Source organism: Candidatus Eisenbacteria bacterium, assembly GCA_020847735.1.
Lineage (GTDB): Bacteria > Eisenbacteria > RBG-16-71-46 > RBG-16-71-46 > RBG-16-71-46 > CAIXRL01.
This window is the reverse complement of the sequence record JADLBL010000001.1, coordinates 113056-127587: the sequence shown is the minus strand read 5'-3', so window position 1 is coordinate 127587 and position 14532 is coordinate 113056. Positions and strand designations below refer to the sequence as shown.

Below are 14532 nucleotides of genomic sequence, written 5' to 3'. Positions count from 1 at the left end.
CGTGGCCGGTAGGTCCGCGTCGCGGGCCCGCGGCGGGCGTCCGTGCACGCGCGAGTCGGACGGGTATGGCCATGCCTGTGGGGAGTCGCACCCGGATGATAGCCACCGCCGGGCGCTTGTCCAGCGCCGCCGGGGTCGGGGGCGTCCTTCCTACACCGTCCGCCGGGCCGACGTTCCCCGTGAATGCGGCGGCGCCGGCGGCCCAGGGGCCGCCGGCGCCGGGCGACACGAGTCCGTCCTAACTAGGCGGTCGGCACCGCCGGCGGCACCGGCTTCACCGCCGGCGACGTCTGGAAGTCGAGCGCGTCGTCCTTGCGGGTCACCGTCACCTTCGACCCTCCCGGAATCTGCCCGCGGAGGATGAACTCGGCGAACGGGTCCTCGAGCAGCCGCTGGATCGCCCGCTTCAGCGGCCGAGCGCCCATGGCCGGATCGAACCCCTTGTCGATGAGCAGGTCGCCCGCTTCGGGAGAGATCTCGAGCTCGATCTCCTGCGCCTTCAGCCGGTCCGAGAACTGCCCGAGCAGGATGTCCACGATCTGCTTCATGTGTTCTCGCGTCAGCGAGTGGAAGACGACCACGTCGTCGATGCGGTTGAGGAACTCGGGGTTGAAGGCCCGCTTGAGCTCGTCCTGCACGGTGCTCTTGATGGCCGAGAACTGCTGGGCGCCCTCCGGCTGCCTGAAGCCCAGGCCCTTTCCGCCGCTGACGATCTGCCGGCCACCCAGGTTCGAGGTCATGATGATGACGGTGTGCTTGAAATCCACCTTGCGCCGCGAGCTGTCCGTGAGCACGCCGTCGTCCAGCACCTGCAGCAGCACGTTGAAGACGTCCGGGTGAGCCTTCTCGACTTCGTCGAGCAGCACCACCGAGTAGGGTTTGCGGCGCACCTTCTCGGTCAGCTGGCCGCCCTCCTCGTATCCCACGTAGCCCGGGGGCGCGCCGACGAGGCGCGAGACCGAGAACTTCTCCATGTACTCCGACATGTCGATGCGGATGAGCGCGTCCTGATCGTCGAACAGGTACGCCGCCAGCGCGCGCGCGAGCTCCGTCTTTCCCACGCCGGTCGGCCCGAGGAAGATGAACGAGCCGATCGGGCGCTTCGGGTCGCGCAGGCCCACGCGATTGCGGCGGACCGCCCGCGAGACGGCGCTCACCGCCTCGTCCTGGCCCACCACGCGCTTGCGCAGCTCCTCCTCCATGCGAAGCAGCTTCTGGCTTTCCGCCTCGGCGAGCTTGACGACCGGGATGCCGGTCATGATCGACAGCACCGACGCGATCATGTCCTCGTCCACCTGCACGGACTGGTCGCGCTTGGATTCGCTCCACGACTTCTTCAGCTCGGTCCGGCGGGCCCGCAGATCCTTTTCGCGGTCCCGCAGCCGGGCGGCCTTCTCGTACTCCTGGCCGCGGATCGCCGCCTCCTTCTCCTTGACCACCTCCTCGAGCTTCTTCTCGAGGTCGTGGATCTCGGAGGGCACCGTGCTCACCGACAGCCGCGCGCGCGCGCAGGACTCGTCGATCACGTCGATCGCCTTGTCCGGGAAATAGCGGTCGTTCATGTAGCGGTCCGCGAGCCGGACCGCCTGCACGATGGCGCCGTCGGTGATCTTCACGCCGTGGTGCGCCTCGTACTTGTCGCGCAGCCCCATGAGGATCTGGATCGTGTCGTCGATGCTCGGCTGGTCCACCATGACCGGCTGGAAGCGCCGTTCGAGGGCGCCGTCCTTCTCGATGTACTTGCGGTATTCGTCGAGCGTGGTGGCGCCGATGCACTGCAGCTCTCCGCGCGCCAGCGCCGGCTTGAGCATGTTCGAGGCGTCGATGGCGCCCTCGGCGCCGCCCGCCCCGACGATGGTGTGCAGCTCGTCGATGAAGATGACCGTGTCCTTGGACTCGCGGATCTCATTCATGACCGACTTGAGCCGCTCCTCGAACTGGCCCCGGTACTTGGTGCCCGCGACCACCGCCGCCAGGTCGAGGGTGACGATGCGCTTGTTCCGGAGCCCCTCCGGCACCTGGCCCGACACGATGCGCTGCGCCAGCCCCTCGGCGATGGCCGTCTTGCCGACGCCGGGCTCGCCGATCAGCACGGGGTTGTTCTTCTTGCGCCTCGACAGCACCTGCACGACGCGCTCGATCTCCTTCTCGCGCCCGATCACCGGATCGAGCTTGCCTTCGCGGGCGAGCTGCGTCAGGTCGCGGCCGAACTGGTTCAGGGCCGGCGTCTCGGCGCGCTCCTCGCCGCGCTCGGCCGAGGCCGAGGACGAAGGCGTGCCGCCCAGCAGCTTGAGCGTCTCCTCGCGGACGCGCTTGCGGTCCACGCCCAGCTCGAGCAGGACCTTCGCCGCGACGCCCTCGCCCTCGCGGATCAGACCGAGCAGCAGGTGCTCGGTGCCGACGTAGTTGTGGCCGAGCGAGCGGGCCTCCTCGACCGCGAGTTCGAGCACGCGCTTGGCGCGCGGCGTGAACGGAATCTCGCCGATCGTCATGGTGCCCCCGGAGGCGCTGACCATGTTCTCGACCTCCTGGCGGATCCGGTCGAGGTCGAGTCCCAGGTTGTTGAGCACGGTGGCGGCGATGCCCTCGCCCTCGCGAATCACGCCGAGGAGCAGGTGCTCCGTGCCGATGTAGTCGTGCTGGAGCCGCGCGGCTTCCTCGCGTGCGAGGTAGATCACCTTGCGAACCCGTTCGGTGAATTTGTCGTGCATGGGGTTTCCGGCTCCCGGCGCTCCGCGCCGCGGCCTCCTCCTTGGCTATCCCTGGGGATTCGCTCCCGACTCGTGGTCGCCGGCGGCAAGCCGTTCGCGCACGAGACGGGCACGGACGATGTTCCGTTCGGCGGGCGACAGCTCCCCACCGTGGGCGCGCTGCAGGTGCGCGGGCTGCGTGAGCACGAGCAGCTCGTTCAGCGTCCGCAGCGGGCACAGGCCGGGCAGGTTCATCGCCACCCCGAGCCGTACCGCGGAGCACAGGTTGATCACCTCGCGCGCATGGATGGACCGGCAGTACCGGAGCGTCCCGTACGCGCGCCACACCTTGTCCTCGATCTGCACCCGGGCGTCGCGCAGCATCCGTTCGCGGGCCCGTTCCTCGGTCTCGATGATCTGCCGTGTCACGCGTTCCAGGCTCTCGATCGAGTCGCGCTCGCTGCGCCCGAGCGTCGTCTGGTTCGAGATCTGGAAGAGGTTGCCCATCACTTCGCTGTGCTCGCCGTACAGGCCGCGAACGTTGAGCCCCACCTGCATCACGCTCTTGAGGACCTGCTGGATCTCCTCGAGCAGCACCAGCGCCGGCAGGTGGATGAGCACCGAGGCGCGCAGGCCGGTGCCCGCGTTCGTCGGGCACGAGGTGAGATAGCCGATTTCTTCCGAGAACGCGAATTCGAGCGACGGATCCAGTTCGTCGTCGGCCCGATCCGCGAGCGACCACGCCTCCGCCAGCTGGAAGCCCGGCGTGAGCGCCTGCAGCCTCAGGTGGTCCTCCTCGTTGATCATCAGCGACAGGCGCGGGTCCGACGCGACGAGGATCCCGCGCGGCCGCGCGCCGTCGCCGAGCTCGTGACTGACGAGATGGCGCTCGACCAGCACCTGGCGCTCGATGGCGGTGCACTCGCTCATCTTCAGCAGCAGGCCGTCCCGCAGAGACGCCGACTGCTGCGCGGCGCTGGTCACGCCCGCCAGCACGCCCTGCAACTGCTCCTCGCGGGCACGGTGCGTGAACGGCACCTCGCGCAGGTTGCGCGCCAGCCGGATGCGCGTGGACAGCACCATCTCGGCATGCGGGCCCTCGCCCAGCAGCCAGGGGCTGGTGGACGTGAACAACTCCTCGAAATCGCGCGGCGCGCTCATGCCGCCCCCGGGGGCGCCGCGTGCGCGGCCTGTTCGGCCTCGAGGCGCCGGATCTCGTCGCGGATCGCCGCCGCCTTTTCGAAGTCCTCGCGCTCGACGGCCCGCTGCAGTTCGTCGTGCAGGCGGTGAATCTGCCTCGTGCGGGTCGCACCCTCGCCGCCGCGGCTGGGGTGCTTGCCGCGATGCCGGGTGTCGCCGTGGATGCGGCGCAACAGCGGCCGAAGCTGGAACTGGAAGGCCGTGTAGCACTCCGCGCAACCCAGCCGGCCCGTCTCCTTGAAGCTCGAATAGAGCATGCCGCAGCGCGGGCACTGGACGTGACCGACCCTTTCCTCGTCGGTCTGGGTCATGGCGTCCACCATGCCGGCCAGCAGGTCGGCGATCTCGAACTTGTGCTGGGTCGCCGCCGCCTGCATGCCCTTTTCCTCGGCGCAACGCTCACACACGTGGATCTCCGACATCTTGTTGTCGTGGATCTCCGTGAAGTGCACGGTCGCCGGGTTCTTGCCGCAGATCTGGCAGAGCATTCGCACCCCCGTCACGCGGCCGGGACGAGCCGGCCCGCCTCGAGCCTCAGCACCTGGTCCGCAGTCGCCGCGAGCCTATCATTGTGCGTCACGACGACAAGCGTTCGATGATGCTCGCGCGCGAGCGACGACAGGAGTTGGTGAAGTTCGGCGGCGGTGTCCGCGTCGAGATTTCCGGTCGGCTCGTCCGCGAGCACGAGCTCGGGCCCGGTCGCGAGCGCGCGCGCCACCGCGACCCTCTGCGCTTCCCCGCCCGAGATCTCCGCCGGCCGGTGCAACCAGCGCTCGCGCAAACCGGCCGCGCCGAGCATCGCGCGCGCGCGCGTCCGCGCGTCCTCGACCGGCGTACCCGCGAGCAGCAGCGGCATCATGACGTTCTCCTCGACGGTGAACTCGGGAAGCAGGTGGTGGAACTGGAACACGAAGCCGATCCGCTCGGCCCGCAGGCGGCAGCGCGCGCTCTCGCCGAGCGACGTCACCTCCGTCCCTCCGAGCCGCAAGGAACCGCCGCTGGCCCGATCGAGCGCCCCGAGGATGTTCAGCAGCGTGGTCTTGCCGGAGCCGGACGCCCCCGTGACAGCCAGAAGCATGCCACGGGTCAGCTCCAGGTCCACCCCCTTGAGGACCTCGAGCGGACCGGTCGGCGATTCGTAGCTCTTTCGCAATCCGCGTGCTACCAGGACAGGACCACTGGATTGATTTGCCGTAGTTGCCGACACTTGCGGGGCTCCCCTCAGGCTGGACTTCAGGTCGTCTTCCGGATCGCCTGGATCGGGTCGATCCGTGAGGCCTGCCAGGCCGGGTACCAGGCCGCGGCCATACATAGGGCAAGGGCGGCCAGAATCACGGCGGCAAAATCGCCAGCCTCGGCCCGCACCGGCAGCTTCTCGATGAAGTAGACGTCTCCCGGCAGGCGGACGATCGGGTAGCGGGCGAGCACCGCGATCAGCGCTCCACCGAGCGCCGTGCCGAGCGCCGTTCCCAGTCCGCCGATCAGCAGCCCTTCCAGCAGGAAGACGCGCAGCACGAGCGCGGGCGCCGCCCCCATGGTCTTGAGCACCCCGATCTCGATCCGCTTCTCCATCACCACCATGAACAACGTGCTCACGATGTTGAAGGCCGCGACCAGCACGATGAGCGCGAGGATCAGGAACATCACCGCCTTCTCGAGCTTCATCCAGGTGAACAGGTTGCGATTGAGTTCGATCCAGTTGTTGGCGCGCAGGTCGTCGCGCCCCGCGGCCGCGAGCAGGCGCTTCGCCATCCGCGGCGCCTCGAACATGTCGGCGAGGCGGACCTCGACGCCGGTCACGCGATCCCCGAGTTCGAAGAAGTCGCGCGCGGCCCCGAGGCTCACGAAGCCGAAACTCGAATCGTAGGTGTACAAGCCCGAGGTGAAGACGCCGACGAGGCGGAATGGCCGCAACCTCGGCGCCCAGCCGAACGCCGATCCGGCGTCCGCGCGCAGCGTTCCGAGCAGCACCACGTCTCCGAGGCTCACCCCGAGCCGGGCGGCCAGCTCCGAGCCCAGGACAATCCCCGGTTCGCCCTGCGGCGTTCGAGCGGGAATCGAGTCGAGCGCCGGGCGGATGTGCGAATCGATCGTCGTCACCGCGCGCTCGGCCGCCAGGTCCACGCCTTTGACGACCAGCCCCTCCGTGACGCCGTCGCGGAACAGCATCGCCTTGGCGTACGTGAACGGCGCCACGCCGGTGACGCCGGGCACCCGCCGCATGCGGGCCGCGAGGCTGTCGGCATCGCCGACCCCCGCGGTGTTCGCGCCGAGCAGCACGACATGCGCGTCGGTGCCGGCGATGCGCGTCTGGATCTCGTTCTCGAAGCCGTTCATCACCGCCAGGACCGTGAGCAGCGCCGTCACCCCCAGCGCGACGCCGGCGATCGAGATGCCGGTCAGGAGCGTGACGAACCCGCTCCGCGGCCGGCTGCGCAGGTAGCGCGCCGCGATCCACAGCGGCAGGTTCACCCGGAGACGGCTCCCTCCCCGTCCTCCGCGGGCTCCTCGTCCGAGTCGGCGACCGGCCGGCCCTCTTCGGGACGCAGCTGCGGGAACAGCACGACGTCGCGGATCGAGCGCGAGTCGGTCGCCAGCATCACCAGCCGGTCGATGCCGATGCCGACGCCGCCGGTCGGAGGCATGCCGTACTCGAGCGCCCGCAGGTAGTCCTCGTCGAGCGCCTGCGCCTCCTCGTCCCCGCGCTCGCGGGCCCGCACCTGCGCCTCGAACGCTCGGCGCTGGGCGTCCGGATCGTTCTGCTCGCTGAACGCGTTGGCCAGTTCCATCCCGGCCGCGAACAGCTCGAAGCGCTCGACGACCGCCGGGTTCGCGCGGCTCACGCGCGCGAGCGGGGAGGTCTCGAGCGGAAAGTCCACGACGAACGCGGCGTCCTGAAGCCCGGGCTGGACGAGGGCCGAGAACAGCTCGTCGAGCATGCCGCCCGCGCCCGTGCCCGCCCGGGGATGCAGGCTGTGCCGCTCGACGTGCCGGGCCAGCGTCCGCTCGTCGAGCGAATGAACGCTCTCGCCGACCTTCTCGCTGACCGCGTCGAGCATCGAGACGCGCGGCCACGGGGGCGTGAAGTCGAGGATCCGACCCTGGTGGGCGACCTTGAGCGTCCCGCACGCCGCCTGCAGCGCGTCGCAGACCAGGGCCTCGGTCAGGTCCATCATCTCGTGCACGTCGGCGAAGGCCTGGTAGTACTCGAGCAGCGTGAACTCGGGATTGTGCGACCGGTCCATGCCTTCGTTGCGGAAGTTCCGGGAGAACTCGTAGACACGGTCGAGCCCGCCGACGATCAGGCGCTTCAGGTAGAGCTCGTTGGAGATCCGCAGGTAGAGGTCCACGTCGAGGGCGTTGTGGTGCGTCACGAACGGCCGCGCGAACGCCCCGCCGTAGAGCGGCTGAAGCACGGGCGTCTCGACCTCGAGGTAGGCACGCGAGTCGAGGAACGCGCGGATCCGCGAGGTGAGCGCCGCGCGCCGGCGGAACACCTCCCGCACCTCGAGGTTGACGAACAGGTCGGCGTAGCGCTGGCGGTAGCGCGTCTCGGGGTCGGTCAGTCCATGCCACTTCTCGGGCAGCGGCCGGATGGACTTGGCGAGCAGTTCGATCGCGTCGGCGCGCACCGTGATCTCGCCCGTGCGCGTGCGGAAGAGCGGACCTTCGATTCCCACCCAGTCGCCTACGTCGAGCAGCTCGAAGCGCCGGTACTGCTCGCCCAGCACGTCACTCTTGAAGTAGGCCTGCACGCGACCGGTGTGGTCCAGCAGGTGGGCGAATCCGGCCTTGCCGTGGCCGCGCATCGTCATGATGCGCCCCGCCACCCGCACCCGCTCGCCGTACTCGGCGGTCACGGCGTCGCCGCGCGCCTGCAGCTGCGCGGCGTGGTGCGTGACGTCGAAGCGGTAGGCGTAGGGCTCGCAGCCGATCGCCTTCCAGGCGGCGATCTTGGCGCGGCGCTGCTCCATCAGCATCGCGAGCGACATGCGGGGCATCCTTCGCGGGGTCGAAACCGGCGCGCCGGGCGCGCGTGAATCGGCGACTCTAGGAAGGCGCGCGCGCGGGTGTCAACCGCGCGACCACCGCGCGGGCCGGACGTGCGTCCGCCGGTGCGGGGCGCGGCCCGCCGATCCGGCGCGGGAGACTACCCGGTCGCGCCGCTCGGGCTGCGCCGCAGGTTCTCGAGCGACAGCTTGGTCGTGGTCGGATCCACGGGCACCGGGTACTGGCCCGTGAAGCAGGCCCGGCAGAAGTTGCGCGGCTCGGCCTCGCACGACAGCATGCCCTCGAGCGACAGGTAGCCCAGCGACTCGACTCCGAGGTAGTCGCGGATCTCCTCGACGCTCTTGAGCGCGCCGATCAGCTCGCGCCGGCTCGGGGTGTCGATGCCGTAGAAGCACGGGTGGGTGACCGGCGGCGAGCCGACGCGGAAATGCACCTCGCGCGCGCCGGCGCGCTTGAGAAGCCGGACCAGCTTGCGGCTGGTGGTGCCCCGCACGATCGAATCGTCCACCACGACCACGCGCCGACCCTCGAGCACTTCCCGCACCGGGTTGAACTTGACCCGGACGCCGAAGTCGCGCCCCGCCTGCAACGGCTGGATGAACGTTCGTCCGACGTAGTGGTTGCGGATCAGGCCGAGCTCGTAACGAAGGCCCGACTCCTCGCTGTATCCGAGCGCGATCGAGTTGCTCGAGTCCGGCACCGAGAGGACGAGGTCGGCGTCGGCCGGGTGCTCGCGCGCCAGCTGGTGACCGAGCCGGCGCCGGACGCGGTCCACCCCCGAGCCGAACACCCGGCTGTCGGGCCGCGAGAAGTAGATGTGCTCGAAGACGCAGTGCTGGAGCGGCTGCGCGGACGGCAGGACCTGGCGGCTGCGCACCCCCTGCGGGTCGATCGTCACCATCTCCCCGGGCTGGATCTCGCGCAGGAAGTCGGCGCCGACCAGGTCGAGCGCGCAGGTCTCGCTGGCCACGACGTAACCGTCGCCCAGCCGCCCGAGGCACAGCGGCCGGAAGCCGTGCGGGTCGCGCAGGGCGATCACCGACTCGCGGGTCAGCACGACCAGCGAGTAGGCTCCCCGCACCTGCCGGGCCGCCTCGGCGAGGGCGTCCTCGACCGAGTCGAGCTGCGAGAGCGCCACCAGGTGCAGGAAGACCTCGGAGTCCAGCGTCGTCTGGAAGATCGAGCCCGACTCCTCGAGCCCCTGACGCAGTTCGCGGGCGTTGGTGAGGTTGCCGTTGTGGCCCAGCGCCAGCTCGCCGCCGCGATAAACGACCCGCAGCGGCTGCGTGTTCTCGAGCGTCAGCCCGCCCGAGGTCGAGTAGCGGTTGTGACCGATCGCCATCTGGCCCGTCAGCTGCGCGAGGCCCGCGTGGCGGTACACGTCGGCGACGAGCCCGATGCCCTTGCGCACCTGGAACGCTCCGTCGTCGCCGCAGGCGACGACGCCCGTCGCCTCCTGACCGCGATGCTGAAGCGCGTGCAGGCCGAGTGCCGTGAGCTCCGCGGCCCGCGGCACACCCACCGCGCCGAACACGCCGCACTCCTCCCTCCACGACTTCGCCGCCGGCAGATCGCTCATGGCCTCCCCTTTCTCCCGCCGCGCCCGGCAGGGCCCCGGCGGGCGCCGGGCCAGTGCTCGAGCGAGGGCGGACCCGTGACCACGTCCACGTCCTGCGAATGCGGATTCGCGAACAGACCCGAGAGCCGTCCGCGCGTCACCGCCAGCGCGCCGCCGAGCGCGGCAGCGTCCGCCCCCGGATCGAAGCGCATCACCCACGCCACGCCCTCACGCACCTCGACGCGCGTGCCGGTTTCGTGGCGCCACCAGCGTTCGGCGGCCGCCCGCCGGTCCCCGCCGCGCTCGACGACCACCGCGACGGCTTCGCCGGCCTGGACCGGCGAAGGCTCCGCGGAAGAGCAGCGCACCACGCACCGTTCCTTGCTTGGATTGTAGAACTGCGTCGAGCGGTGCAGAAGGTCCGCCATCACCTCCGGCGCCGGCAGGGCGCCGCGCAGTTCGAAGACCCGGAAGCGCCGCAGGCCGCGCAGGGATTTCGCGGCCTCCAGCCGTTCGCAGGCGACGGTGAACGCGCTCGCGGCCTCGGGGTCGTCGGCCCGGAGCGCGATCCAGGCCTGCGCGATCCGCCGCCCCGGGGTCGTGCTCATGCCTGCTCCAGGAAGGCGCGCAGTCCAAGGAACGGCCCGGTTCCGGGCGCGTCCGCGAACGCGAGCGCGCCGCCTCGCGAGAGCGCCTCGCGCTGGCGGCGGCCCCACTCGCCACCGGTGGTGCGCGCGATCGCACCCAGGTCGAGCGTGCGCTCGGGATGCGGCATCATCGCCAGCACGTTGCCGGCCGGGTTGCAGATCGCGGCCGCCGCCTGCTCGGCGCCGTTCGGGTTGTCGGGAAACGCTTCCGCAGGCACCCCGGCGGCGGACGCGTAGCGCAGCGGCACCTGGCCCGCGGACAGCAGCGCCGCGACCGCGCCCCGCCGCCGGGAGACGAACCGGCCCTCGCCGTGCGCGACCGGGAGCGGCAACAGGGTTCCCGGTTCGAGGTGTCGGAGGAACAGGCACGGCGACGCCTCGACCCTGCAGGTCACCCAGCGGGTGTAGTAGCCCGAGCGTGCGGGCATGCGGTTGGCGGCCAGCGCCACCTCGACCGCGCCCCCTCCCGGCACCAGCCCCGCTTCCACCAGCACCTGCGCGCCGTTGCAGATCCCGAGCACCGGACGGCCGGCTTCGGCGCGTTCGGCCAGCACGCCGACCAGCGGATCCTTGGCCGCGAGCACGCCGGCGCGCACGCGGTCCTGGTACGAGAAGCCGCCCGGCAGCACGTAGGCCTCGAACGACCGCAGTTCCCCGGCGGGGCGCGTCCAGCGGAAGACGCTGGCTCCCAGCCCGGCGCGTTCGAGCGCGCGAACCGTTTCGGCCTCGCAGTTGACGCCGGGGAACTGGATCACGGCGACGCGCGCGCCGCTCACACGCCCTCCTCGTTCCAGCGCCGGCGCAGGCCCGACGCAGAGGCTTCCGCCAGCTCCTGCACGGTCCAGCGCACCTGCTCGCCGCCCGGCAGCAGGACGCGCGCGAGCGGCTGCGCCGTCACCGTCCCGACCGGCCAGGCCACCAGCCCGTGCTCGCGCGACGCCTGCGAGAGCCGCGGCAGACGGTCGAAGCCCACCTCGTAGAGGATCGCCGGGCGCTCCGAGAAGAGCGCGACCGCCGGTTCGACTTCGAGCGGGTCGAGGTTCACCTCCACTCCGAGCGCTGCGCCTTCGCGGGCGCCGAGCGCCATCTCGACGAGCGCCACCGCGAGGCCCCCGTCGGAGACGTCGTGCGCCGCCGAGGCCCACCGCCCTTCGGCGACGGCCACCGCGAACGCCTGCAGGCGCGCTTCGTGCTCGAGGCTCAGCGCCGGCGGTGGGCCCTCGCGCTCGCGAAGCACCTCCCGCCGGTACGTCGAGCCCTCCAGGCCGTCGCGCGGTTCGCCCACCAGCACCAGCACATCGCCGGACTGCTGCAGCCCGAGCCCGAGCGCGCCGCTGACGTCGCCGAGCACGCCCGCGCACATCACGATCGGCGAAGGTGGAATGGCCCGTGCCCCGACCTGGTTGTAGAGGCTCACGTTTCCGCTCACGAACGGCAGCGCCGCGCCGGCGGAGGCCAGCGAACCGAGTGCGCGCGCGGCCTCGGCGAGGCCGTCGATCGCCTCCTCGAGGTCGCCCATGACCTCCGGGTCCTCGGGGTGCCCGAAGTTCAGGCAGTCGGTGAGCGCCCAGGGACGCGCGCCGACGACCGCGCAGTTGCGCGCGGCTTCGGCGACGGCGTGGCGCGCGCCCAGCGCGGGGTCGCCGGCGCACCAGAACGGGTTGCCCGCGACCGCGAACGCCAGTCCGAGCGGGCGGTCCGGGTGACAGCGAAGCACCACCGCGTCGCCCTCGCCCGGGCGCAGCCAGGTGCGGCCCTGCACCTCGGAGTCGTAGTGACGGAACAGGTGCGCTCGCGAGCCGACGTGGTCGCCCTTGAGCATCGCGAGCAGCGCCGCGCGCACGTCGGTGGCGCGGCGGCGGGATCTCGTCGTCGGGCGCCGCGGGCGCCGCCGCGCCGGCCGCTCGATGCGCCGTCCCGTCGTGATCGCCCCGGCGTCGCAGTCCACGAGCGTCGCGCCCTGCCAGGTCACGTGGTAGCGCGAGCCCGGCGTCGCCCTGCCGATGACCCGCGCCCCGGCTCCAGGATGCACCCGGGCGAGCGCGAAATCGTCGTTGTAGATCGCGAGCAGCTGCGGCGCGAACGCTTCCGGCACCACCCAGCAGTAGCGCTCCTGCGTCTCGGCGCACAGCAGCACTTCCGGCGGCAGCGCGCGCTCGACGCGGTGCGCCAGATCGAGCGCGATCTCGGCCCCGCACCCGCCGGCCGCCGCCAGCTCGCTGGTCGCGCAGGCGATCCCGCCGGCCCCGAGGTCCTTGAAGCCGCAGGGGACGTCCGCCTCGCGGATCCGCCGGAACGCCTCGTACGTCGCGACGTTGAGCACGCGCTTGAGGAACGGGTCGGGCAGCTGCACCGCGCCGCGCTGGTCGCGCTCGTCCAGCTCGCCGGACGCGAACGCCGCCCCGCCGAAGCCGCTCTCGTCGGTCGGCTTGCCGACCAGCACGAACGCCCACGGCCCGGGCCCTTCGGGCACCCGCGAGCGAAGCACGCCGCCGGCCGGGGCGAGTCCGATCGCCATGGCGTTGACGAGACAGTTCGTGTCGAAGCCGCCGTCGAAGACCGTGTCGCCGCCCAGGTTCGGAACCCCGAGCGCGTTGCCGTACTCGGCGATGCCCCGCACGGCGCCGCGCATCACGTCGCGCACGTGCACGTCGCCGCGCGGATCGCCGAAGCGCAGCGCGTCGAGCACCCCGACCACCTCGGCGCCCATGCAGACGATGTCGCGCACGATCCCGCCGATGCCGGTCGCCGCGCCCTCGACCGGGAGCAACTGGCTCGGATGGTTGTGGCTCTCGTGTCCGAGCACGAGCACGGTGTCCGCGCAGGGCTCGGGCAGAGACACCACGCCGGCGTCCTCGCCCGGGCCGATCACGACCTGCGGGGCCTGCGTCGGCAGTCGCTTGAGCAGGTGGCGCGTGGACTTGTACGAACAGTGCTCGCTCCACAGGATGCCGAACAGCACCGCTTCGGCCCAGCTCGGCGCACGACCGAGCAATTGCCCGAGCAGTGTCACCTCCTCGGGATCGAGCACGACCCCGCGTGCGCGCAGCCGGGCCGAGACCGACGCCGGCTCGGCCGCTTCCTCGAGCGTCCATGCCGCCGTGCCCGCAGCGGTCACCACCGTCACGCGAGCGGCTCCTCGGCGCGCGCGAAGATCGTCTCGACGCTGCGCAGGAAATGATCGAGGTCGAAGCACGCCGCCAGCTTTCGCGCGTCGAGCTTCGCGGTCACCCGCGGGTCGTGCTCGAGCCCTTCGCGGAACGGCGTCCCGCCGTCGGCCGCCGCCAGCGCGTGCTGCTGGACGATCCGGTAGGCGTCGTCCCGCGGCAGGCCCGCCTCGGTCAGCGCGAGCAGCACGCGCTGCGAAAACACCAGCCCGCCCCCCGCTTCGAGGTTCGCCCGCATCCGCTCCGGGTGCACCCGCAGGCCTTCCAGAACGCCGGCCAGATCGCTGGCCATGAAGTGCAGGACGAGGAAGGCATCGGGCAGGATCACGCGCTCGACGGAGGAGTGACTGATGTCCCGCTCGTGCCACAGCGCCTGGTTCTCGAAGGCCGCCAGCGCATAGCCGCGCAGCAGGCGCGCCAGGCCGCACACGCGCTCGCAGCGCACCGGGTTGCGCTTGTGCGGCATCGCCGAGGAGCCCTTCTGCTTCTCGCCGAAGGGCTCCTCGGCCTCGCGGACCTCGGTGCGCATCAGGTGCCGGATCTCGAGCCCCACCTTGTCGAGCGTTCCGCCGGTCACCGCCAGGGCCGCGAGCAGCGCCGCGTGACGATCGCGCTGCACGACCTGGTTCGCGACCGGTTCGGGGACCAGGCCCAGGGACTCGAGCGCCCGCTTCTCGATCGCGGCGTCGAGGTGGACGAGCGTGCCCACCGCGCCGCTGAACTTGCCCGCCGAGCACTCCTCGAGCCCCGTCTGCACGCGGTCCAGGTCCCGGCCCAGCTCCTCGCACCACAGCAGGGCCTTGAGGCCGAAGGTGATGGGCTCGGCGTGCACGCCGTGGCTGCGGCCGACCATCGCGGTGCGCCGGTGCGTCTGCGCCAGCGTCCAGGCCGCGCGCCGCAGCCGCGCGAGCGCCGGCACCAGCACGCGGCCCGCCTCCTGGATCTGCAGCGCCAGCGCCGTGTCCACCAGATCCGACGAGGTCATGCCCGCGTGCAGATGACGGGCGTCGTCCCCGACGGTCTCGGCCACCATGGACAGGAAGGCGATGACGTCGTGCTGGACCTCCGCCTCGATCCGGTTCATGCGTGCCTGGTCGAGCCTCGCCTTCGCGCGCACGCGCGACGCCACGCCGGCCGGCACCGCGCCGGCGGCTTCGCGAGCCTCGGTCGCGGCCAGCTCGACCCGCAGCCAGAGGTCCAGCCGGTGCGCGTCGCTCCAGACCGCGGCCATCTCGGGCAGCGAATAGCGTTCGATCATC

10 protein-coding genes and 1 pseudogene are annotated in these 14532 nt (G+C 71.4%); all 11 read right to left on the bottom strand.

Annotation, left to right across the window (positions count from 1 at the left end):
* Positions 1 to 150: 150 nt before the first annotated feature.
* Positions 151 to 2711: pseudogene (locus IT347_00615) on the bottom strand (ATP-dependent Clp protease ATP-binding subunit).
* A gap of 45 nt (positions 2712 to 2756) precedes the next feature.
* Positions 2757 to 3851 (bottom strand): protein arginine kinase, encoded by a 1095-nt coding sequence (locus IT347_00610; protein MCC6348079.1) that lies wholly within the window; start codon positions 3849 to 3851, stop codon positions 2757 to 2759.
* Positions 3848 to 4378 (bottom strand): UvrB/UvrC motif-containing protein, encoded by a 531-nt coding sequence (locus tag IT347_00605; GenBank protein ID MCC6348078.1) that lies wholly within the window; start codon positions 4376 to 4378, stop codon positions 3848 to 3850. The genes IT347_00610 and IT347_00605 overlap by 4 nt, the downstream gene beginning before the upstream one ends.
* Before the next feature lie 11 nt (positions 4379 to 4389).
* Positions 4390 to 5202, bottom strand: coding sequence for an ABC transporter ATP-binding protein (locus tag IT347_00600; protein ID MCC6348077.1), 813 nt, complete (start codon positions 5200 to 5202; stop codon positions 4390 to 4392).
* Complete coding sequence (locus IT347_00595) at positions 5124 to 6362, bottom strand: ABC transporter permease (GenBank protein ID MCC6348076.1); 1239 nt, start codon at positions 6360 to 6362, stop codon at positions 5124 to 5126. The genes IT347_00600 and IT347_00595 overlap by 79 nt, the downstream gene beginning before the upstream one ends.
* Entirely contained in the window at positions 6359 to 7891 is a 1533-nt protein-coding gene (lysS, locus tag IT347_00590; GenBank protein ID MCC6348075.1) for a lysine--tRNA ligase, read from the bottom strand. The genes IT347_00595 and lysS overlap by 4 nt, the downstream gene beginning before the upstream one ends.
* A gap of 149 nt (positions 7892 to 8040) precedes the next feature.
* Positions 8041 to 9480 (bottom strand): amidophosphoribosyltransferase, encoded by a 1440-nt coding sequence (locus IT347_00585; GenBank protein MCC6348074.1) that lies wholly within the window; start codon positions 9478 to 9480, stop codon positions 8041 to 8043.
* A complete protein-coding gene (locus tag IT347_00580; protein MCC6348073.1) occupies positions 9477 to 10067 on the bottom strand; it encodes a hypothetical protein in 591 nt (196 codons plus the stop codon). Before IT347_00580 ends, IT347_00585 begins: the two co-directional genes overlap by 4 nt.
* A complete protein-coding gene (purQ, locus tag IT347_00575; GenBank protein ID MCC6348072.1) occupies positions 10064 to 10882 on the bottom strand; it encodes a phosphoribosylformylglycinamidine synthase I in 819 nt (272 codons plus the stop codon). Before purQ ends, IT347_00580 begins: the two co-directional genes overlap by 4 nt.
* Positions 10879 to 13233, bottom strand: a complete 2355-nt coding sequence (gene purL, locus IT347_00570; protein ID MCC6348071.1) for a phosphoribosylformylglycinamidine synthase subunit PurL — start codon at positions 13231 to 13233, stop codon at positions 10879 to 10881. Before purL ends, purQ begins: the two co-directional genes overlap by 4 nt.
* A complete protein-coding gene (locus tag IT347_00565) occupies positions 13230 to 14531 on the bottom strand; it encodes an adenylosuccinate lyase (protein ID MCC6348070.1) in 1302 nt (433 codons plus the stop codon). Before IT347_00565 ends, purL begins: the two co-directional genes overlap by 4 nt.
* Position 14532 lies beyond the last annotated feature (1 nt).